The 20,423-nt window shown below is 48.5% G+C and carries 25 protein-coding genes; 5 read left to right on the top strand and 20 right to left on the bottom strand.

From position 1 onward, the window contains the following. Positions 1-174: 174 nt before the first annotated feature. From nfo to ffh, 14 genes are all read right to left on the bottom strand, one after another. Complete coding sequence (gene nfo / locus KO512_RS00190; RefSeq protein WP_215950327.1) at positions 175-1,023, bottom strand: deoxyribonuclease IV; 849 nt, start codon at positions 1,021-1,023, stop codon at positions 175-177. 112 nt (positions 1,024-1,135) lie between these two features. Continuing rightward, complete coding sequence (locus tag KO512_RS00185) at positions 1,136-1,318, bottom strand: hypothetical protein (protein WP_215950326.1); 183 nt, start codon at positions 1,316-1,318, stop codon at positions 1,136-1,138. 30 nt (positions 1,319-1,348) lie between these two features. After that, the gene (gene recJ / locus KO512_RS00180) at positions 1,349-3,082 is read right to left on the bottom strand and encodes a single-stranded-DNA-specific exonuclease RecJ (RefSeq protein WP_215950325.1); all 1,734 of its coding nucleotides are present in this window, start codon (positions 3,080-3,082) and stop codon (positions 1,349-1,351) included. Beyond that, entirely contained in the window at positions 3,075-3,884 is an 810-nt protein-coding gene (locus KO512_RS00175; RefSeq protein ID WP_215950324.1) for a YdcF family protein, read from the bottom strand. The genes recJ and KO512_RS00175 overlap by 8 nt, the downstream gene beginning before the upstream one ends. A gap of 72 nt (positions 3,885-3,956) precedes the next feature. Beyond that, positions 3,957-5,351, bottom strand: a complete 1,395-nt coding sequence (thrC, locus tag KO512_RS00170; protein WP_215950323.1) for a threonine synthase — start codon at positions 5,349-5,351, stop codon at positions 3,957-3,959. Positions 5,352-5,378: 27 nt separating this feature from the next. Then, entirely contained in the window at positions 5,379-6,674 is a 1,296-nt protein-coding gene (locus tag KO512_RS00165; RefSeq protein ID WP_215950322.1) for a homoserine dehydrogenase, read from the bottom strand. A 214-nt stretch (positions 6,675-6,888) separates the two neighbouring features. After that, positions 6,889-7,632 (bottom strand): DsbC family protein, encoded by a 744-nt coding sequence (locus KO512_RS00160; protein ID WP_215950321.1) that lies wholly within the window; start codon positions 7,630-7,632, stop codon positions 6,889-6,891. Between the two features lie 166 nt (positions 7,633-7,798). Further along, positions 7,799-8,710, bottom strand: a complete 912-nt coding sequence (xerD, locus tag KO512_RS00155; protein ID WP_215950328.1) for a site-specific tyrosine recombinase XerD — start codon at positions 8,708-8,710, stop codon at positions 7,799-7,801. A gap of 70 nt (positions 8,711-8,780) precedes the next feature. After that, the gene (locus KO512_RS00150; RefSeq protein WP_215950320.1) at positions 8,781-9,167 is read right to left on the bottom strand and encodes a hypothetical protein; all 387 of its coding nucleotides are present in this window, start codon (positions 9,165-9,167) and stop codon (positions 8,781-8,783) included. Positions 9,168-9,371: 204 nt separating this feature from the next. Then, on the bottom strand, positions 9,372-9,731 hold the full coding sequence (gene rplS / locus KO512_RS00145; protein ID WP_215950319.1) for a 50S ribosomal protein L19: 360 nt from the start codon (positions 9,729-9,731) through the stop codon (positions 9,372-9,374). 16 nt (positions 9,732-9,747) lie between these two features. Continuing rightward, on the bottom strand, positions 9,748-10,497 hold the full coding sequence (gene trmD / locus KO512_RS00140) for a tRNA (guanosine(37)-N1)-methyltransferase TrmD (protein WP_215950318.1): 750 nt from the start codon (positions 10,495-10,497) through the stop codon (positions 9,748-9,750). A gap of 3 nt (positions 10,498-10,500) precedes the next feature. Next, the gene (gene rimM, locus KO512_RS00135) at positions 10,501-11,034 is read right to left on the bottom strand and encodes a ribosome maturation factor RimM (protein ID WP_215950317.1); all 534 of its coding nucleotides are present in this window, start codon (positions 11,032-11,034) and stop codon (positions 10,501-10,503) included. A gap of 31 nt (positions 11,035-11,065) precedes the next feature. Beyond that, positions 11,066-11,305, bottom strand: coding sequence for a 30S ribosomal protein S16 (gene rpsP, locus KO512_RS00130; RefSeq protein WP_126157587.1), 240 nt, complete (start codon positions 11,303-11,305; stop codon positions 11,066-11,068). Between the two features lie 192 nt (positions 11,306-11,497). After that, entirely contained in the window at positions 11,498-12,898 is a 1,401-nt protein-coding gene (ffh, locus tag KO512_RS00125) for a signal recognition particle protein (protein WP_215950316.1), read from the bottom strand. Positions 12,899-13,131: 233 nt separating this feature from the next. Here ffh and KO512_RS00120 point away from each other — a divergent pair, with 233 nt between their 5' ends. Both KO512_RS00120 and KO512_RS00115 read left to right on the top strand, forming a co-directional pair. Next, entirely contained in the window at positions 13,132-13,941 is an 810-nt protein-coding gene (locus tag KO512_RS00120; protein ID WP_215950315.1) for a cytochrome C assembly family protein, read from the top strand. A 108-nt stretch (positions 13,942-14,049) separates the two neighbouring features. Further along, on the top strand, positions 14,050-15,333 hold the full coding sequence (locus KO512_RS00115; protein WP_215950314.1) for an HlyC/CorC family transporter: 1,284 nt from the start codon (positions 14,050-14,052) through the stop codon (positions 15,331-15,333). A gap of 14 nt (positions 15,334-15,347) precedes the next feature. Here KO512_RS00115 and KO512_RS00110 read toward each other — a convergent pair whose 3' ends face one another. Genes KO512_RS00110 through KO512_RS00100 form a run of 3 tightly spaced genes read right to left on the bottom strand, consistent with a single transcriptional unit; the run spans position 15,348 to position 16,492 of the window. Further along, positions 15,348-15,650, bottom strand: a complete 303-nt coding sequence (locus KO512_RS00110) for an MTH1187 family thiamine-binding protein (RefSeq protein ID WP_215950313.1) — start codon at positions 15,648-15,650, stop codon at positions 15,348-15,350. A gap of 12 nt (positions 15,651-15,662) precedes the next feature. Continuing rightward, a complete protein-coding gene (locus KO512_RS00105; protein ID WP_215950312.1) occupies positions 15,663-15,860 on the bottom strand; it encodes a DUF1289 domain-containing protein in 198 nt (65 codons plus the stop codon). 47 nt (positions 15,861-15,907) lie between these two features. Next, complete coding sequence (locus KO512_RS00100; RefSeq protein ID WP_252734691.1) at positions 15,908-16,492, bottom strand: NUDIX hydrolase; 585 nt, start codon at positions 16,490-16,492, stop codon at positions 15,908-15,910. A gap of 374 nt (positions 16,493-16,866) precedes the next feature. On the opposite strand from KO512_RS00100, the gene KO512_RS00095 reads away from it, so the two are divergent. From KO512_RS00095 to KO512_RS00085, 3 genes are all read left to right on the top strand, one after another. Beyond that, on the top strand, positions 16,867-17,424 hold the full coding sequence (locus KO512_RS00095; protein ID WP_215950310.1) for an NUDIX hydrolase: 558 nt from the start codon (positions 16,867-16,869) through the stop codon (positions 17,422-17,424). 26 nt (positions 17,425-17,450) lie between these two features. Next, positions 17,451-17,612, top strand: a complete 162-nt coding sequence (locus tag KO512_RS00090) for a YqaE/Pmp3 family membrane protein (protein ID WP_215950309.1) — start codon at positions 17,451-17,453, stop codon at positions 17,610-17,612. Between the two features lie 112 nt (positions 17,613-17,724). After that, entirely contained in the window at positions 17,725-18,333 is a 609-nt protein-coding gene (locus tag KO512_RS00085) for a MarC family protein (protein WP_215950308.1), read from the top strand. Between the two features lie 274 nt (positions 18,334-18,607). On the opposite strand, the gene KO512_RS00080 is transcribed toward KO512_RS00085, so the two are convergent. From KO512_RS00080 to dapB, 3 genes are all read right to left on the bottom strand, one after another. Further along, on the bottom strand, positions 18,608-18,919 hold the full coding sequence (locus tag KO512_RS00080; protein WP_215950307.1) for an NGG1p interacting factor NIF3: 312 nt from the start codon (positions 18,917-18,919) through the stop codon (positions 18,608-18,610). A gap of 112 nt (positions 18,920-19,031) precedes the next feature. Further along, a complete protein-coding gene (locus tag KO512_RS00075; protein ID WP_215950306.1) occupies positions 19,032-19,421 on the bottom strand; it encodes a DUF3461 family protein in 390 nt (129 codons plus the stop codon). Between the two features lie 168 nt (positions 19,422-19,589). Next, on the bottom strand, positions 19,590-20,396 hold the full coding sequence (gene dapB, locus KO512_RS00070; protein WP_215950305.1) for a 4-hydroxy-tetrahydrodipicolinate reductase: 807 nt from the start codon (positions 20,394-20,396) through the stop codon (positions 19,590-19,592). Positions 20,397-20,423 lie beyond the last annotated feature (27 nt).

The raw sequence follows: 20,423 nt of genomic DNA, 5'->3' as shown, positions 1-20,423 counted from the left end.
CGGGTATCATCTGCGAAACGGTCATATTCAAAGTGTCGGCAATGGTGGCTAATTCCGACAGCATATTAAGCTCGAGTGACAGTAAGATGACAAGCGGGCCCTTTTATCTCGGGTAAGCACACTGACTATGCGTCGGGGCCTCCCTCCATCAGAACACCCCGTTCAAAGCGTCCGCTAATCGCCTAAAGAAAAGCTCCGGAGCATCTGAATCTCCTCTGCCCATATTGTGCCATCTATTGTTTCTAAAACTAGCGGAATGCCTTGAAAGCGCTCATCGGTCATAATAAAACGAAACACTTCCAAGCCGATTTCACCCATCCCTAAACTGTGGTGGCGGTCTTTATGGCTATCGAAAGTCGCTTTTGAATCATTCAGATGCATCCCCTTCAGATAGTTAAAACCAACAATACGAGAAAATTCAGCAAAGGTGTGCTCACAATCCGCCCGATCCCGCAGGTCATAACCCGAAGCAAAGGTGTGGCAGGTATCGAGACAAACACCCACTCGGCTTTTGTCTTCTACCCGATCGATAATATGCGCCAGATGCTCGAAACGACAACCTAAGTTACTCCCCTGCCCGGCAGTATTTTCAATGACGGCGGTCACACCGGTTGTTTGATCCAGCGCTAGGTTGATCGACTCGGCAATGGTATTCAGGCAGGTTTCTTCATCCACCTTGCGCAGATGACTGCCGGGATGAAAGTTTAGGTAGCACAACCCTAGCTGCTCACAGCGCTGTAACTCATCGATAAAGGCTGCACGGGATTTAGCTAACGGTTCGGCTTCAGGATGGCCTAAATTGATCAGATAGCTGTCATGAGGCAGAATCTGCTCCGGCTTAAACCCTAACCGTTCACAATTATCACGAAACTTACTGATACTGCCCCGCGTGAGTGGTTTTGCCTCCCAGCGACGCTGATTTTTAGTGAACAGAGCAAAGGCATTTGCCCCCAGTTTGGCCGCATTCAACGGAGCATTTTCAACACCACCGCTGGCACTGACATGAGCGCCGACATAATACATCGCTAACACCTTACAGAGTTTATAACATCGCCGGAGGACGGCAGAAGATAATGCTTAAATAGGTTCGATCAGTGCGCAACCGGCGTCCCCGATTGCGCCTAGACATTGATGATTACAACTTGCAGCCACCGCCGAGACAATCGTCAAAATCCATGCTTTCCAATTCGGCGCGTTCCGCTTGTGCGGTCTTAACACGACTAAACATCAGGGCTTCAGCGCTACCATCATCGCTAATACCGGCTTTCTCGAATACAGCAACCAGTGTGTTTAGCTCGTCTAGGGTAAAATCATTCATCGTTTTGCTCTCATTAAAAAATAGCCGCCGTTAAAGTGGCAGCAGGTGGTCAATCATTAATTGCAGGCTACGCTGCCCGCGAAACTCATTTACATCCAAACGATACACGGCACGTACTCGCTGCACGCTATCATTCGGCCAGATATCCATATCAGCATTAAAATGGATCGCATCGATGGCGGTGCCACTTTCAGGCTCCATCAACACTAATTTTAGATGGCGCTGCCCTACGATACGTTGCTGCAGTAGGGAAAACTCACCATCAAACAGCGGCTCCGGAAACTGGTGCCCCCAAGGACCCGCTTCGCGCAGTAACTCGGCCATCTCCATGGTCAACTCTGCGGCGGATAAACTGCCATCGGTCAGCACCGCATGCTGTAGTTGCTCGGCACTCAACTGCCGACGCACTTCGGCATCAAACGCTTGCTGAAACAAGCCAAGATTTTCTGCCGCGATGGTCATCCCCGCAGCCATCGCATGACCACCAAATTTCTTCAGCAGCTCTGGATGTTTTGCCGCGACGGCATCCAAACCGTCGCGGATATGAAACCCGTTGATCGAACGGGCCGAGCCTTTAAGCTCACCAGCATCACCGACGGCAAAGGCAACCACTGGACGATTAAATTTCTCTTTAATACGTGAAGCCAAAATACCGATAACCCCCTGATGCCAATCCACATCATAGAGGCACAAACCAAACGGCAACTCTCCGTCGGCTTCCAGCTCCAGCTCATCGAGCAGCGCATTCGCTTGTTGCTGCATCTCTTGCTCTATCCCCCGACGCTCCTGATTAAGACTATCGAGTTGCAGCGCGAGTTGCTGAGCCCGTTCAGCGTTATTGGTTAACAGGCACTCGATACCGATCGACATATCATCTAGACGCCCAGCGGCATTCAAACGCGGCCCCAAAGCAAACCCCAGATCGGTCGCCGTTAAACGGCTGCGTTGCCGACCACTGATCTCAATCAACGCCATAATACCGGGACGCGCCTTCGCCGCACGAATACGCTGCAAGCCCTGATAGACCAGTGTGCGGTTGTTCTGCTCTAACGGCACCACATCCGCTACGGTTCCCAATGCGACCAGGTCGAGTAGGGCTGCAAGATTAGGCTTAGCCAGCCCCCGTTTTTCAAACCACTGCTGCTCATCCAGCGCTCGACGCAGGGCGGTCATGACATAGAAGATAACCCCCACACCACAGGTCGACTTTTCACTAAACTGACAGCCCGGCTGATTAGGGTTCACAATGGCACACGCCGCTGGCAGCATCTCACCGGGTAGGTGATGATCCGTCACCAGCACATCGATGCCAAGGCTATTCGCCCGAGCAACCCCGTCGACACTGGAGATGCCATTATCGACCGTAATAATCAGATCCGGCTGCTGTTCGGCGGCAACATTAACGATCTCTGGGCTAAGCCCATAACCATACTCAAACCGATTGGGCACCAGATAACTGACCCGATTCGCCCCCATCATCCCTAGCCCAAGCATAGCAACGGCGGTACTGGTCGCACCATCGCAGTCAAAATCGCCGACAATTAGAATCTGCTGATCCTGCTCTAGCGCCAACACCAAACGGTCGACCGCCGCCGCTAATCCCAGCATATCTCGACCGGTTTGCAACTGCTGCAAACTGCGCCCTAATGCCGCAACATCATCCAACCCTCGACTGGCGTAAATGCGCGCTAACAGCGGATTTACTTGGTTAAAAATCGGGCTGTTCGCGTCCGCCTCTCGGCGGCGAATGATGATGTCACTCATTAACTCTGATATCCAAATTAGCTGATGGAAATAACGAATCGGTTTTTGCTGTTACATAATAAGCGACCAGCCCGATCCACTCGCGCACACCGATTGATAGCTCATAAAGATTGCGTCCTAAGTCAGCACGCCAACTACTCAAGCCGATAGGCCGAGAGTAATAATCCACAGGATAGGGAATAATATTCCAACCCTGCAGTCTAAAAATCCCCACCGAACGCGGCATATGAAAGGCCGAAGTGACCAATAACCAGCCACGGGGGTCATTAAAATCGATACCGGTCGGGATCATATCCTGACTGTAGATAGCGTTTTCGAAGGTATTACGTGAATCCCGTTCAAAAATCACTCGGTGATCGAGTTGTTGTGCGGCAAGCCACGCTTGCTGAACATCGGCGCCGCGATACTCGGCTTTAAGCACTTTACCCGACCCACCGGTCAGAATCACCGGCGCATCACTATAACTCTGTAACAGCGGCAAAATAGCCATATCCCGCTCAGCAGCCATATTAAACTGCGGCTGCTGCCAAAGCTGACTTAGCTCCGCTTCTTCAGCACCTCCTAGCACCACAATACCGGCAATCTCTTGCGGCATCGCCTTAGGCGCAGGAAAGCGTTTCTCCAGCGGTTGCAAGAGCAGATCCCCAACGGGATAAAAGGTGATCAATAACAAACAGACCGCGACCCCAGAAGTGAGCGTACGCCAACCTTTCAATAGCCCAAAGGCCAACAACAGAATAAGAAAGTTCCCCGGGTTAGCTAACACCCAAAAACCTTTCGACAGTAGAAAAAACAGGTCCATGCTTGTTACCCCCCAATAAAAAGCCCGTTAAGGTCAGAGACTCTAACGGGCTATTATCAAAGCAGCAAGCACTTAGTCACTGTGAACATGCTCAGCGACAAACTGTTGCACGGTCGGCAGTTCATTAGGCAACACGGTGAACTGCTCTTCACGCTCAAACAGATCCGCCATATGGGCCGGCAACTGAGGCGATTCCAGCCCTGCCTTCAGCACTGCTTCGGGGAATTTCACTGGATGCGCCGTCGCTAATACGATCATTGGCACACTTGGATCTCGCTGACAGGCACGCCCCGCGGCCACACCAATCGCAGTATGTGGGTCTAGCAGATAACCGGTTTCAGCCGCCACGGTGGCAATGGTATTGCAGGTGACTTCATCATCGCAGGAAAAGCTATCAAACAGTTCACGGACTTTTTCCCAGCGCGGTTGATCGAGCTGCACTGATTCCGTTTTAAACTTCGCCATTAAGTCGCTAATCGCCGCACCATCGCGACCATAGACATCAAACAGCAAACGTTCAAAGTTAGACGACACCATGATATCCATAGATGGCGACAAGGTGTGAACCAGCTCACCTTTGCTCATATCATTACCGGAAATCACCCGATGAAGGATATCATTTTTATTGGTGGCAACCACCAACTGACTGATCGGCAAGCCCATCTGCTTAGCCAGATAACCGGCAAAGATATCGCCGAAGTTACCGGTTGGCACTGAGAACGCCACATCGCGATGCGGTCCGCCCACCGCCAGAGACGCCGAGAAGTAATACACGATCTGCGACATAATACGTGCCCAGTTGATCGAGTTTACTGCGCCCAGCTTACGGCCACCGAGGAAATCCTGATTCGCAAAGCTGTCTTTAACCATCTCCTGACAATCATCAAAGTTGCCTTCTAGGGCAATATTGAACACATTGTCTTCAATAATGGTGGTCATCTGCTTGCGCTGAACTTCAGACACTCGGTTGTACGGGTGCAGAATAAAGATATCCAGGTGCTCACTGTGACGGCAACCTTCGATCGCCGCAGAACCGGTGTCTCCAGAGGTTGCCCCCATGATCACCAAGCGCTCTTGGCGCTTAGTCAAAGCATAGTCCATCAACCGTCCCAGCAACTGCAGGGCAAAGTCTTTAAAGGCTAAGGTTGGGCCATGAAACAGTTCCAACACCCATTCATTGGTACCCAGCTCTTTCAGCGGTGCAACAGCAGTATGATTAAACCCAGCATAGGTTTCATCGATCATCTGTTTTAGATCAGCATCAACAACGCAATCACCGACAAATGGCTTAATAATCTTATACGCTAATTCGCTGTATGGCAGACCCGCCCATGAGGCGATCTCCGCTTTACTGAAGGTCGGCAATTCCTCAGGAACATACAAACCACCATCGCTGGCAAGACCGGCCAACAACACTTCTTCAAAATTCAGCGCAGGGGCCTGGCCCCGGGTAGAGATATATTTCACGATCTAAATTCCTACTTTTGCGGTTGCCTACAGGTGTTCAACGCGGATACGAGTCACCGCTTCATTCACGTCAGCCAACGCTTCAATTTTAACAATCGCTTCGTTCATCAGTTTTTCTTTCACATCCTGGGTCAGGATAATGACGGGCACTTGGCGCTGATGAGTTTCTTTCTGCACAATCGCATTAATGCTGATCTCAGATTCGCTAAGAATGGAGGCAATCTTAGCCAACACCCCAGGGCGCTCATTAACGGTCAAGCGTAGATAGTAACCACTCACGACCTCTTCGACCGGCAGAATTGGCATCTCAGACAGACTACCCGGCTGGAAGGCCAAATGCGGCACACGGTTATCGCGATCAGCGGTCAACATCCGTACGACATCAACGACATCAGCGATCACCGCTGAAGCAGTTGGCTCAGCACCGGCGCCCGCACCGTAGTACATGGTTTGACCTACCGCATCGCCATCCACCAACACCGCGTTCATCACGCCATGCACATTAGCCAGCAAGGCTTTCTCTGGAATCATGGTGGGATGAACCCGCAACTCAATACCTGTTTCGGTACGACGGCTAACACCTAAGTGTTTAATCCGATAACCTAACTCTTCAGCATATTGCACATCGGCGGCGGTAATGTTGCTGATACCTTCCGTATAGGCTTTATCAAACTGCAGAGGGATACCAAAAGCGATAGAAGCCAAAATAGTCAGTTTATGCGCCGCATCAATACCTTCAACATCAAAGGTTGGATCCGCTTCGGCGTAACCCAGTGCTTGAGCTTCCGCCAAAACATCGGCGAAATCACGGCCTTTGTCGCGCATTTCGGTCAGGATAAAGTTACCGGTACCGTTAATAATGCCAGCCAACCAGTTAATTTTATTGCCTGACAGCCCTTCACGGATCGCCTTGATCACAGGAATGCCACCCGCAACGGCCGCTTCGAACGCCACCATCACATTCTTCTTTTGCGCTGCTGCGAAGATCTCATTACCGTGCACCGCAATCAATGCTTTGTTCGCGGTGACAACATGCTTACCGTTTTCGATAGCCGTCATCACCAGCTCTAGCGCCGTATCATAACCACCGATCAACTCAATAATAATGTCAATTTCAGGGTTGCGAGCAACCTCAAAAATATCCGCTGTAATCTGGGTACCCTGGGTGTCGCAATCAGGATTTTCACGACGGGCGCCTATCGCTTCTACAACGATACTACGACCCGCACGACGGGCGATCTCTTCCGCGTTGCGCTTAAGTACATTGAACGTACCACCACCAACGGTGCCAAGACCACAGATACCAACTTTTACAGGTTTCAAACCATTACCTCACGCTATTACTAGGCTATCAGAGCGACAGACATTTCTGCGGTTAAAAAATAGGCACGCATTATAGCTAAATCCACGACTAAGCTCTACGCAGCGCCCCATTTCAAGTTAAAAAAATCACCTTTAGATAAAATTCAGCCATAAAAAAAGAGAGCCTAGGCTCTCTTAATCATGACAAGATCTTAATAACCATTTTAGCTTTTACTTAGTTAGTCACACCAAGCATTTCCGCCAACTGCGCCGCTGGCATATAACCCGGTACCATAGTGCCATCTTCCAACACCAACGCTGGCGTTCCAGTGACACCCATCTGCTGACCTAACTGATACTGGCTCATGACAGGGCTGTCTGCACAACTAAGCATCGGTATAGACTGACCCGTCTTCGCTTTATTCATTAAACTGGCCTGATCTGATTTATCCGCACACCAGATAGCATCCATCACCTTTTGCGTTTTCGAACCGGCACCAGCACGGGGGAACGCTAAATAGTGCACTTCAATTCCTCGCGCGGTAATCTGCTCCATCTCACCGTGCAATTTACGGCAATAGAAACAGTCGGTATCGGTAAATACCGTCAAATGCGCTTTTGTCTCACCTTTCGCAGGGAAGATAATCATATCGTCACGACTAAGCGCCGCTAACTGATCAACTCGGCTGGCTTTTTTACCCTCTTCCGTCAAATTCACCAGCTGCCCATCAGTCTCAACCCGAAAGACCTCACCAACAATAAAATGACTACCCGAATCATTAACATAAAGCTTCTCACCACTGGCCAGTGTGACCTCATAAAGACCCGGGAATGCGGCATCGGCAACGGCAACAATCGGCACCTGACTGCTCAGTGAACTTAACGCGGAACGAATAGTGGCTTCTTTATCAGCATCCGCCGCGGATACATTGAAACTCAACAGAGCCATCGCCACTAGGCTGAAAAATATTTTTCGCATAATATCCTCTAATATCCGGCGTATGCGGATATCTTAATCAAAAAAACTTACTCTACAGGCTCTACTTACAAACCCCAACAAAAAGACCTGCCTTTAAGACGCTAAAAGCACCACTTAGTTTCCAACCTAACGCTTAAAACTGAAAATAACCTGAAAATCCGGCATATCATCCCCGTGGATGATGCTGCTTATGCAGCGATTGTAAACGATGCTGGGCAATATGCGTATAGATCTGAGTGGTCGACAGATCACTATGACCCAATAAGAGTTGCACCACTCGCAGATCGGCACCGTGATTCAACAGATGAGTGGCAAACGCATGACGCAATACATGGGGCGATGGCAACTGCTCCATCCCAGCGGTCAATCCATGACGCTTAATACGATGCCAAAAGGTTTGCCGCGTCATCTGCTGCCCACGACGACTAGGAAAGACAACTTCATTATGAGCATCATGAATCAAGGCGGGCCGAGCCTGTTTAATGTAACGCACTAACCAATCAGCCGCTTCATCCCCCAGAGGCACTAAGCGCTCTTTATCGCCTTTCCCCACCACTCGAATAACTCCTTGGCGAAGGTTTATCTGTGATAGCTGCAGCCCGACTAATTCACTCACCCGCAAACCCGATGAGTACAACATTTCTAGCATCGCCCGATCCCTAAAACCAAGGGCATCACTGGTATCAGGTGCCTGCAATAGCGCCTCAACATCCAGTTCACTCAAGCTTTTCGGTAAAGGCCGCCCTCGCTTAGGGCTTTCAACTTGCAACGTGGGGTCTTCACTCAAGACCCCCTCTCTTAACTGATGACGATAGAAACCACGTAAACAGGACAGTAACCGAGAAGTGGAACTTGCTTTCATCCGCTGCCGGACACGCCAGTTGAGATAACTCAGCAGATCAGTACGGCCAGCAGCCAACAAATCTCGTTGACGGCTATTTAACCAACATGCATAGATAGACAGGTCCCGCCGATAAGAGCTCAGGGTATTCTTACTCAACCCTTTTTCCAGCCATAAAGCATCAATATATTGTTCTATTAGTTCAGCATCGCGGGGGGAGGGATGTTCAGCGGTCATGCGACCATCGGCCGAAGCCCCATCGGTGGATAATTCGCTAGTCACTCAGGCCTCCTCTACTCTGCTAGCATTAGCGCAGCACTTGAAGCCCAGATAGTTTGGTTTTATTAATAGGGTAACTGGCGCTACCACGACCAACATGCTCATCAATATAGAGTATATTGCCATCAACACTCCTAAGCACGCCTTCTACTTTACGACCATAATAGGTTTCTAGTTTTACCCAACTACCTACATATTGGCCGATATGTTCATGACTAATCGATTGGTAACGTTTTTCGATCCGTACCGTATCGTGATTACTGCCTCGTACCGCACGCCGAATAGCTTCACGGGTTGCTTCACGACGTCGAGCTTCCTCTGAAGCCTGATGCTGTGGTTGAGACTGATGCTTATGAGCTGGCGCAGGGCGCTTGTCATCAGCCGCATGAGCACCGACAACTACCAGCAATAACATCGAGCTTAGTCCGAACGATAGTCTCTTCAAAACCCCATTCCAAAGCGATAGTCTAATTAATATACCTACGGCGTTAAGCTGCCACAGCACGAGAACAGATAAGCGATACTGTCTTAATTCTACTGTGAGTTCTGCAGTAGTGCGAATTTCAAACACAAAAAAGGCGGCCTAGGCCGCCTTTTCATGCTCAAACCGAGTAAGTGATTACTTAGCCAGCTTCTCTTTAATACGTGCAGACTTACCACTACGCTCACGCAAGTAGTACAGTTTAGCCTGACGTACGTCACCGCGACGCTTAACTTCAATGCTGTCTACAGTAGACGCGAAAGTTTGGAAAGTACGCTCAACACCAACACCGTGAGAGATTTTACGTACAGTGAACGCAGAGTTAACGCCACGGTTACGCTTACCAATCACAACACCTTCAAACGCCTGCAGACGCTGACGGGTGCCTTCAACTACTTTTACCTGAACAACAACGGTGTCACCCGGTGCAAATTCTGGCACTTCTTTATTCATCTGTTCAGCTTCAATCTGCTGAATGATAGAGTTTTTGCTGCTCATCGCTCGCTCCTAAATACTAACCCTGAGACGCTTCTGTCTCACGGATAAATTCGTTTAACAATGTTTGTTGCTCTTTGTTTAACTCAAGATCTTCCAGCAGCTCAGGACGCCTTTTCCAGGTTCGCCCCAATTGCTGTTTCAGACGCCAGCGTCTGATCGATTCATGGTTACCGCCAAGCAACACATCAGGTACGGACATATCGTCAAGTTTTTCCGGTCGGGTATAGTGCGGACAATCAAGTAGTCCATCACTAAAGGAATCTTCGGCAGCTGAATCCTGATGGCCAAGCACACCAGGAACCAAACGGGATACCGCATCGATCATTACCATTGCTGGTAGTTCGCCACCACTGAGCACAAAATCACCCAATGACCACTCTTCATCGATTTCGGTCTCCACCAGACGCTCATCAATACCTTCATAGCGCCCTGCAACCAGAATTAACCGCTCTTCAGCAGCTAGCTCTTTTACCCCGGCATGATCGAGTCGGCGCCCCTGCGGTGAAAGATAGATCACTCTAGCCTTACCACCAGCAGTCTGTTTCGCTGCCTGGATCGCGTCCCGCAGCGGCTGCACTTTCATCAACATTCCGGGACCACCGCCATAAGGTCGGTCATCCACCGTACGATGTTTATCCTGTGTAAATTCCCTAGGATTCCAACACTGCACATCCAGCAAGCCGTTGCGCACTGCCCTACCGGTAACGCCGTGACGGGTGACCGCCTCAAACATCTCCGGGAAAAGGGTAATTACACCGATCCACACCGGTTAAAACTCCGGATCCCAATCGACCCGAATCGTACCTTCTTCAAGGTTTATCTCTTTCACCACCTGATCAGGCAGATAGGGAATTAATCGCTCGCGGCGATCAATACTGTCTGCGTTACCCTTCACCACCAAAACATCGTTAGATCCGGTAGCGATCAGGTGACTCACCTTACCCAGCTTTTCGCCGGACTCGGTTAAAACATCAAGCTTTTCCAACTGGTTCCAGTAGAAATCACCCTCTTCCAATTCAGGAAGCAGGCTGGTTTCTATCGCGATATCAACGCCACAATACTGTTTCGCGAGATCCCGATCATCGACTCCGGCTAGTTTTGCGACCAGCCCTTTACCATGCTTTTTACCATCCGCTATTTTGAACGGTAACCACTGACCATTAATATTCAGTAGCCATGGCGAGTAATCGAGGATGCTCTCCAACGGCTCGGTATGGGAATAAACCTTAACCCATCCCTTGAGACCATAAAGTGTGGTGATGCGCCCAACGGTTGTTATATCTTCAGACGTATAGCCACTCATCACTCAAACCCGACTGATTGCTTCAATAGAATTACTTAGCTTCTTTAAGCAGCTTAGCAACACGGTCAGACATCTGAGCGCCTTTAGCAACCCAGTACTCGATACGCTCTTGGTTGATGCGTAGAGTCTCTTCCTGACCCTTAGCCAGCGGGTTGAAAAAACCAACACGCTCAATAAAACGACCGTCGCGCGGATTACGAGAATCAGCCACAGTCAGGTGATAGAATGGACGCTTTTTAGCGCCGCTACGAGCTAGACGAATAGTTACCATGCGTAGGTCCCTTTATTAAGTGAGTTTTGATATCGCTCACAGTTTACAGATAACAGTCTCATTCCGACTTTTAAGAAAGCCGACGCAGACTGCACCCATTTAAAAAACAGGCCGGCATATTACGTGAATTTGCCGGCCCTGTGAAGCTTTTTGATTATAAAATAAACATTCGAGATGAGCGCAGAATATCGATTACATCCGCGGGAAGCCACCTGGACCGCCCATTCCACCCATACCGCCCGGCATCATGCCTTTCATGCCGCGCATCATTTTGGCCATACCGCCCTTTGAGGAGAACTTCTTCATCATTTTGGCCATCTGCTTATGCTGTTTCAGCAGACGGTTAACATCTTGAATCTGTGTACCCGAACCCATCGCAATACGCTTTTTACGCGAACCAGAGATCACATCCGGGCGCTTACGTTCATGGGGAGTCATCGAATTGATTATCGATTCAAACTGCTTAAAGCCTTTCTCGGCACCCGACAGATCTGCGCCCTGCATTGCACCGCCCATCTGCCCCATACCGGGCAGCTTATCCATCAGCGAGGCCATACCACCCATATTGTTCATCTGTTCCAGCTGATCACGGAAGTCTTCCAGATCAAAGCCTTTACCTTTCTGAACTTTTTTCGCTAATCGTTCTGCTTTTTCTTTATCGACCTTCTGTTCGACTTCCTCGATCAGGGAGAGCACATCCCCCATGCCAAGAATTCTGGACGCGATACGATCCGGATGAAACGGTTCAAGGGCATCAACTTTCTCACCCACACCCAAGAACTTAATCGGCTTACCGGTAATATGACGCACCGATAACGCAGCACCACCACGGGCATCACCATCGGTTTTGGTCAGAATCACACCGGTCAGCGGTAACACATCATTGAATGCTTTAGCCGTATTGGCAGCATCCTGACCGGTCATCGCATCGACAACAAATAGCGTTTCTATCGGTTTGACCGCCGCATGCAGCGCTTTAATCTCGTCCATCATGTCGCTATCGACATGCAAACGGCCGGCGGTATCGACAATCAGAACATCGAAGTGCTTAATTTTGGCATGATGAATTGCCGCATTAACGATATCGATCGGCTTTTGCTGGATATCCGAGGGAAAGAAATCCACCTCAACTTCAGCCGCCAAGGTTTCCAGCTGTTTGATGGCGGCAGGACGATAAACGTCAGCCGATACCACCAATACTTTTTTCTTTTCCCGTTCCCGCAGAAAACGTGACAGTTTCGCGACCGAGGTGGTTTTACCCGCCCCCTGCAAACCAGCCATCATCACCACGGCAGGCGGCTGAACAGCTAGGTTGAGACCTTCATTGGCCTCACCCATGACTTTTTCCAGTTCCTGCTGAACGATCTTAACGAATACCTGACCCGGACTCAGACTCTTGCTGACCTCGGTTCCTACGGCACGCTCTTTTACGTTGTTAATAAATGCTTTAACAACCGGCAACGCTACGTCGGCTTCCAGCAATGCCATACGCACTTCACGCAGAGTGCCTTGAATATTGTCTTCGGTCAGTTTTGCCTGGCCCGTCACCGCTTTAAGCGTTTTCGCCAGACGATCCGTCAGATTCTCAAACATAGTTACGCCTTGAGGTGTTAATCCGCTACTGTATATGCCAGAGCCAGCTTCAATTCTGCTCTGTGACAGTAAAATAAAGTCGGTTATTATACAGCAGCTGCGTCCTTTAGGAACCTGATAATAACGCAGAGGCGATGATTAAATAACCAGCTACCCCTAACAGCAGCTAATTGACCCTGCATCAATATTTCATCGCACTCATATTTATGACACACTTAACCACTGCAAACTCTATGGAACTGACGAGCTACTCTTTGATGCATATTCTGCCCGCTATTATCGCCATCATCTGTTACTTAACCGCGACTGCTTTACAGTGGCAGAACGTCAACGGACGCAGTATCAATCATATGATCATCCGTTTGATCGGTGTCGTCGCTGTGATCTCTCACGGTTTTGCTTCCTATCTCGATCTCCATCGCCCGACCGGCATACATTTGGAGTTTTTTAGTGCCGGCTCTCTGATCGGCTGGCTAGTGGCAGGATTAGTGTTACTAAGTTCTCTGCGGCAAAAGATCGATAACCTTTTTATCGGCATATTCCCGTTAGCCGCCATCACTCTATTTTTCACGCTATTCGGTTTGGATGATGCGACTGGCAGGCATTACGATGCCGGTTTAGTTATCCATATTCTGATCTCCATTCTGGCTTATAGCATTTTTACCCTAGCCGCTTTTCAGGCGGTCTTGCTGGCCAAGCAGGAATATCAACTTAAACATCACATCACCAAAGGCCTGTTGCGCTCACTGCCACCACTACAAACAATGGAAGCTCTGTTGTTTGAGATGATCTGGACAGGGTTAATCTTATTAACGCTATCGTTGATCAGCGGCGCTATCGTCTTCGATGATCTATTTGCCCAACACTTAGTACATAAAACCATACTCTCTATTTTGGCTTGGTTGCTGTATGCCACACTATTAGTCGGGCGACACTTCCTCGGCTGGCGTAGCCATAAGGCGATCCGCTGGACCGTCGGTGGGTTCATTGTCTTAATGCTGTCATTCTTTGGCAGCAAATTTGTCGTCGAACTGCTGCTATAAACCGCGTTTATACTACGAAAGGCGCTCTCTAAAACTTTTAGTACGCTTGACAGTTTCAGGGGTTAACCTGACAATGTCGTTCCTACTAGCAACCAAAGGTTTACCGTCTTGGAAGGCGCATCGATTGAGTCCCTTATGGGACTGCTTTTTTTTCTGATCCTCTGCTCAGCTTTTTTCTCGAGTTCTGAAACAGGCATGATGTCACTTAACCGCTATCGGTTACGGCATTTAGTCAAGAACCGCCACAGAGGAGCCATCAAGGCCAATAAGCTTTTGAAACGCCCCGACCGACTGATCGGTGTGATTCTCATCGGCAACAATTTCGTTAATATTCTAGCTTCAGCTATTGCCACGATTATCGCGGTTAAAATCTGGGGTCAAGGCGGTATCTTTATCGCTACAGCAGCACTGACATTGGTCATTTTGATCTTTGCCGAAGTGTCGCCAAAAACAGTTGCCGCGCTACACCCTGAAAAAGTCGCCTTTCCAGCAGCCTATATTCTGCAACCACTGCTTAAAATACTTTATCCGCTCGTGTGGATGGTCAACCTAATCACGAACAGCCTGCTTAAGCTATTCGGCATCAAAGTCACCAATGGTGAGAACCATCACCTCAGCACAGAAGAGCTGCGAACCCTCGTTAATGAATCCGGCGCCGTACTGCAGCAGCGCAACCAATCAATGCTGCTTGGCGTACTAGAGCTGGACGATGTCACCGTTACTGACATCATGATTCCGCGCAATGAGGTCGGCGGTATCGATATGGACAATGATCTTGAAGAGATTATTGATCAGCTCAGCAAGACCCCTCATACCCGTATGCCGGTATACCGAGGCGAACTCAACAAAGTCGTTGGCATTTTGCATATGCGGAATTTAGCCCAGGTCTTTCGCCAAAAATCGGTCACTAAAGCGGCAATCCTGCAAGTCATCCACGAACCCTACTTTGTTCCGGAAAGCACCCCGCTGCAAACTCAGCTATTGAACTTCCAACAGGAAAACCGACGCATCGCGCTCGTCGTGGATGAATATGGTGATATTCAAGGTATTGTAACGCTAGAAGATATTCTCGAAGAGATCGTCGGTGAGATGTCACTCAACGGCAAAGATGATAATCAGGATATTTATCCCCAATCCGACGGCAGCTACTTTATTGATGGCACCGCGAATATCCGTGATGTTAACAAATCGCTTAATTGGAGCCTGCCGACCGATGGCCCCAAAACAATCAACGGCTTAGTGATGGAAATTCTGGAAGCCATCCCCGATGCCAATATCTGCATGCTGATCGGCAATTATCAAATCGAAACGCTGCAGGTATGCGACAACCAAATAAAAACCATTCGGGCAATGAAGCACGATAGTGAATATGAAGAAGAAGAGGAGGAATAACGTCAACTAAGGCGCTATTCCGCTAGTTTTGATTTAACACTATTAATCTTATCATCGATGGTTTGTTCTCGATCGGTGCGGGTACCGATACGCATACTACTGCTGATCCGCACCGCACCCATCTCATGAACCACTTCATGACAGCGTTTCACCGCGGCAAACACCTCATCCCACTCTCCTTCAATGTTAGTGCCGTAGCCATGCATCTGATGCGACAAACCGGCATTCTGTAACACTCGCTGACAGGCGGTCACATAAGCCGACACCGACGTACCTATCCCTAACGGGATAACACACAGATCTATCATTACCTTCATATCTATCTCCCCTTAAGCGAGCTTATCTTCGGCTTCCCGCTGACGGATCAAACGCCAAACAGCTCTTTTCTCTGCATCACTTAGAACGCCCCACTCGGCAATCTCCATACCACTACGGCGACAAGCGATACAGAGGTCTTTTTCATCAAGGGCACACACACCGATACAGGGTGAATGGACAGGGCGAGGCGAAGCATTTTCATTAGTCATATGTGTTCTATCAGGTTCAGTAAGGTCGAAGAGGGTATAAGTAAAACTTAGCAGACTGGCGAGTATTCCGGCCGGACTTTCATTGGTATGCGTGCATCAAAGCCCACATTTAACAGTTCAACCAGCATATAAGCCGTTAACCCCCAGATGATATCCCCCTCAAATTCATAAGCTGGCACATAATGGGTCATGCCGCGAAACTTAATTTTATCGGTATGATGACGCCGATCATCCAGAAAAAAACTCAATGGCACGCGGTGAATTCGATCCAGCTCATCCAAGTTGGGTATCAACTCAACATCTGCAGGTATGATGCCGACATAGGGCCGGACCTGCAATTTATGTTTTGATAATACATCCCCTAGTGGCCCGACAATATCTACTTTCGAGGGGTTCAGCCCAACCTCTTCCTCGGCCTCACGTAAAGCAGTAAACAGCAGATCTGGATCCGTAGCATCCCGTTTACCACCGGGAAATGCGATCTCGCCACTGTGCGTACTCAACAGGTGGCTACGACGGGTCAGTATCACCTCTGGACCCGCAGGATTGTCGGTCAGCGCAATTAGCACACCGGCTTGAGGGCCAACGCCATTGAGCGTCTTCGGTGTATGTAGCGCTAATTTTTGTTTCAACTGATCAATCATGAGACTTGGGTAAATATCGGTTATCTAAAAAATAATGTCTGAACATCATACCGCTGCTTTGCACGAAAGTTTAGCGTTGATCGTTTTTTGCCTGTTTATGAACCGCCTCAGTATCACTGACAGCAGGCACGAGCATTGCTATTTGCAAGGCTAGAATGGTAAAAATTATCGCCGAGCGATCAATGATTGATCATGATACCCGCTCTCACTCCTAAGCTTTAAATTGATTTTCAACCAGAAAAGCCGTAATTATTTAACAGAACAATTGAGCCTATAGCAGCAATTGCATTACAGTTAGAAAATAGTGCAAACGTTAGCCTAATTTTTATACATCACCGGCCATATTTACTGAAGGACATATTATGAATTACTGTAGCCTGTGCGGATCAACTGTTCGATTTGAAATACCGCCAGGGGATAATCGCCCACGTCATATCTGTAACCAGTGTGGTGAAATTCATTATATAAACCCAAAGATCATCGCCGGATGCCTGCCTATCTACCAGGACAAGGTATTGCTGTGTAAACGAGCGATTGAACCTCGCATCGGCTTTTGGACTCTCCCAGCCGGTTTTATGGAAAACGGCGAATCCACTCGCCAAGGCGCGGCCCGCGAAACGCTAGAAGAAGCCAATGCCCGCGTCAGCGACTTACAGCTTTATACGCTCACCTCGATCGTTCCGGTCAGTCAGGTACAGATGCTTTACCTCGCACAATTAGATGACCTAAACTTTTCAGCGGGGGATGAAACCACCGATGTACAACTGTTTTCAGAGGCCGATATCCCATGGGATGAACTCGCATTTCAAACCATAAAAAATGCGTTAACCTTTTATTTCGCCGATAGAAAAAAAGGCATATTCCCATTACACCACGTAGACCTAGCAACACCACCAGGTCAATATATTAATAAGACGTAAATAACCCAAAATAAAAAGAGCACATTATGGATAACAAATTAATTCTTATCATTCTCGCGATTTTACTTCCTCCCGTTGCGGTTTTTATGAAAGCCGGTGTCGGTCTAGCATTAGTCCTTAATATCGTGCTCTGTTTGATTTTCTATATCCCAGGTATTCTGCACGCCCTCTGGCTGGTGCTAAAATAATGACACTCTGTTCTTGGACGATATCAGAGCAGCGGTGACAGTAATAAATGGCGGTTCACAAAACCGCTTTTTATTTACAGCGTCTATATGACGCAAATAATGAGAATTATTAATGACCCTATTAATCACGACTTGGATTAAATTCTTCGTTCTTTTTGCCCCCTTCTTTGTGGTCTCTATGTTTCTGTCGTTGACCCGAGGCGACACGGCTGCGGAACGACGTAGCACGGCAAACAAAGCGGTGTTTGCAGCCACACTGGCTGCTCTGGTTCTGTTTTTCTTCGGCTCCCCCCTATTTGAACTACTTGGTATCACCATCGATTCATTCCGTATTGGTGCTGGTATTCTGCTGTTTCTATCGGCGATTAGCTTGGTCCGAGAAGGTGTGCGCACCAACGCTCAGGTGCCTGATACTATTCGTGAAGATACCTCCGTGGTCCCACTCGCAATACCCACGATTATTGGACCAGCAACCATTGGTGCCATCTTGGTTTACGGTTCCGAGCTGCATGGCGTTGAAATGATATTGGGCATCACCGGCATGTTTTTGGCGCTAATCTCATTACTCTTGCTACTCCATATCGCCACTCGGCTAGAACGCCTGTTGGGCAAAACGGGTCTTAACATACTCAGTAAAATCACCGGCTTGATTCTCGCTGCCATGGCCTCCGAAATAGTGCTCACCGGCATCACCGGCTTTATGACCCGTATCGGCCACTGAGTATTATTACAGCAACAATGCAAACCCCAGCAAGCAAGGGGCCTAGGCCCCTTACCCCAATGATACCCAAGCTTAATCCACAATGTTATCCACAGATTTTGTGACTAATTTTAAGCACTTTTCACAGCCTAATAAATAACCTGCCCAAATTTAACACACAATAATTTAACTGCTTTAAAACAATAACTTAACCGACTACCGCAACGGTTACCCATACTTAACTAACAGCTTTACCGACAGGATATGTTTATAACTTATCTAGTTATGAACATGATCAAAAATCAGCCAGCTGCCAGACATCATACGCAACTTCTTCATAAGGATGAGCCTGCTTTAATGCAGCAACCGCCGCAGCAATAAGCTGATCTTCACACACTAACTCGACTCTCCATTCGGGTAGCTGCTCTAAGGTATTCACGCGACCAATATGAGGATGACTGCCCGGAAGCGGTCTAAACTGACCGATCCCCTTTACCTGCCAACAGCAACACTCATACTGCCCTATGCGGCCAGCCCCGCTCATGAACACCGCCTGTTTTACGGCCTCCAACGCCTCATCAGGAACAAAGAACGCCAATTTATACATCGCCCTACCTCTGCTGTTTTAATGCACTATCAATACGCCATTGAGTCTAGGCTATAAACAAAAAAGCGGCCGATGATTACTCACCAGCCGCTTATCTAAAACATCACTAAGCTTACAACTCTTCAACCAATCGGCGAAGGTCTTCAACCTTTCGAGAGACCACTTTTTCAAGATGCTCGATCTCATCTAGTAGATGCTGTTTCTTATCCTTAACAGTTCTTTCGGTAGTAACCAACATCTCTAGCTCATCAATCGCCCGAAGAAAATAAGGAGAAGGCTCGGTACTGGCACGGTATGGCACTAAACCGCCTTCAACAGAAACATTAGTATGCTTACGCTTAAATTTAAACTTTTTACTTTTTGTCATCCAATCACCCTGATGACGATGCAGATAAACCTTAAGCACATCGATATCATTTTCAGTACGGGTGGTGAATTTTTCAATTTCATGGGGGTTATCAAATCCCATCTCTTTTAAAGTCCGAAATTTCTCGGCAGACATCGGTTTACTCCATTAGCCATTAGCTGAAACTCCATTGAATATAGATGAAAACACCTAAAAGAGGAGCTATTGTTAACCCCATAATGGGATGTTTTTAAAAAACATCAATAACTAGATATAAAAAAACCGCCTACTGGCGGTTTTTAAAAAAGCCATTAATGACAAATATTAATTTTTCAGATTAAGCACATCTTGCATATCGTACAGGCCATTCTCTTTATCGGCCAGCCAACTCGCTGCGCGAACCGCGCCTTTGGCAAAGGTCATTCGCGAACTGGCTTTATGAGTGATCTCAATACGCTCACCCTCGGTGGCAAACAATACTGTATGATCCCCCACCACATCCCCTGCTCGGATAGTGACAAAACCAATCTCTTCTTTTGTCCGAGCGCCCACCTGACCTTCACGACCATAGACAGCACACTGACGCAGGTCTCGACCCAAAGCATCGGCAACCACTTCACCCATGCTCAACGCAGTACCTGAAGGAGAGTCCACTTTATGATGGTGATGCGCTTCAATAATCTCGACATCGTAGTCATCGCCCAGCGCTCTGGCCGCATCAGCCAGCAATTTGAAGCAGAGGTTAACACCAACGCTCATATTGGATGCAAACAGGATTGGCATGTGTTCAGCAAAGCTGTTCAGCTCATTGCGCTCAGCTTCGTTCAAACCGGTCGTACCAATCACCATCGCTTTACCGTTAGCGGCACACAGAGCCAAATTGGCCAATGTCGCTTTAGGTGTAGTAAAGTCGATCAGTACATCAAAATCATCGACCACCTGCGCCAACGAGCCAACGATCGACACGCCCAGCTTGCCCACATTGGCTACTTCACCGGCATCAGCACCGATTAAGCTACTAGTCGGCTCAACAATCGCAGCACCCAATACGAGCCCATCAGTTGCCTGAATCGCTTCTATATTTGTTTTCCCCATGCGCCCAGCGGCGCCGGTTACAGCAATTCTAATCATTCTTATTTCCTGATCTGATTCTGGGCC

The organism is Amphritea atlantica (assembly GCF_018860855.1).
Taxonomy (GTDB): domain Bacteria; phylum Pseudomonadota; class Gammaproteobacteria; order Pseudomonadales; family Balneatricaceae; genus Amphritea; species Amphritea atlantica_A.
Note: the sequence above shows the minus strand (reverse complement) of the source record. Positions and strands in the feature narration are given on the sequence as shown.

Coding starts and splice junctions, on each gene's coding strand:
- nfo (WP_215950327.1), bottom strand. CDS start 1,023: ATGTATTATGTCGGCGCTCATGTCAGTGCCAGCGGTGGTGTTGAAAAT.
- KO512_RS00185 (WP_215950326.1), bottom strand. CDS start 1,318: ATGAATGATTTTACCCTAGACGAGCTAAACACACTGGTTGCTGTATTC.
- recJ (WP_215950325.1), bottom strand. CDS start 3,082: ATGAGTGACATCATCATTCGCCGCCGAGAGGCGGACGCGAACAGCCCG.
- KO512_RS00175 (WP_215950324.1), bottom strand. CDS start 3,884: ATGGACCTGTTTTTTCTACTGTCGAAAGGTTTTTGGGTGTTAGCTAAC.
- KO512_RS00160 (WP_215950321.1), bottom strand. CDS start 7,632: ATGCGAAAAATATTTTTCAGCCTAGTGGCGATGGCTCTGTTGAGTTTC.
- xerD (WP_215950328.1), bottom strand. CDS start 8,710: ATGACCGCTGAACATCCCTCCCCCCGCGATGCTGAACTAATAGAACAA.
- KO512_RS00150 (WP_215950320.1), bottom strand. CDS start 9,167: ATGTTATTGCTGGTAGTTGTCGGTGCTCATGCGGCTGATGACAAGCGC.
- rplS (WP_215950319.1), bottom strand. CDS start 9,731: ATGAGCAGCAAAAACTCTATCATTCAGCAGATTGAAGCTGAACAGATG.
- rimM (WP_215950317.1), bottom strand. CDS start 11,034: ATGAGTGGCTATACGTCTGAAGATATAACAACCGTTGGGCGCATCACC.
- rpsP (WP_126157587.1), bottom strand. CDS start 11,305: ATGGTAACTATTCGTCTAGCTCGTAGCGGCGCTAAAAAGCGTCCATTC.
- ffh (WP_215950316.1), bottom strand. CDS start 12,898: ATGTTTGAGAATCTGACGGATCGTCTGGCGAAAACGCTTAAAGCGGTG.
- KO512_RS00120 (WP_215950315.1), top strand. CDS start 13,132: ATGGAACTGACGAGCTACTCTTTGATGCATATTCTGCCCGCTATTATC.
- KO512_RS00110 (WP_215950313.1), bottom strand. CDS start 15,650: ATGAAGGTAATGATAGATCTGTGTGTTATCCCGTTAGGGATAGGTACG.
- KO512_RS00105 (WP_215950312.1), bottom strand. CDS start 15,860: ATGACTAATGAAAATGCTTCGCCTCGCCCTGTCCATTCACCCTGTATC.
- KO512_RS00095 (WP_215950310.1), top strand. CDS start 16,867: ATGAATTACTGTAGCCTGTGCGGATCAACTGTTCGATTTGAAATACCG.
- KO512_RS00090 (WP_215950309.1), top strand. CDS start 17,451: ATGGATAACAAATTAATTCTTATCATTCTCGCGATTTTACTTCCTCCC.
- KO512_RS00085 (WP_215950308.1), top strand. CDS start 17,725: ATGACCCTATTAATCACGACTTGGATTAAATTCTTCGTTCTTTTTGCC.
- KO512_RS00080 (WP_215950307.1), bottom strand. CDS start 18,919: ATGTATAAATTGGCGTTCTTTGTTCCTGATGAGGCGTTGGAGGCCGTA.
- KO512_RS00075 (WP_215950306.1), bottom strand. CDS start 19,421: ATGTCTGCCGAGAAATTTCGGACTTTAAAAGAGATGGGATTTGATAAC.
- dapB (WP_215950305.1), bottom strand. CDS start 20,396: ATGATTAGAATTGCTGTAACCGGCGCCGCTGGGCGCATGGGGAAAACA.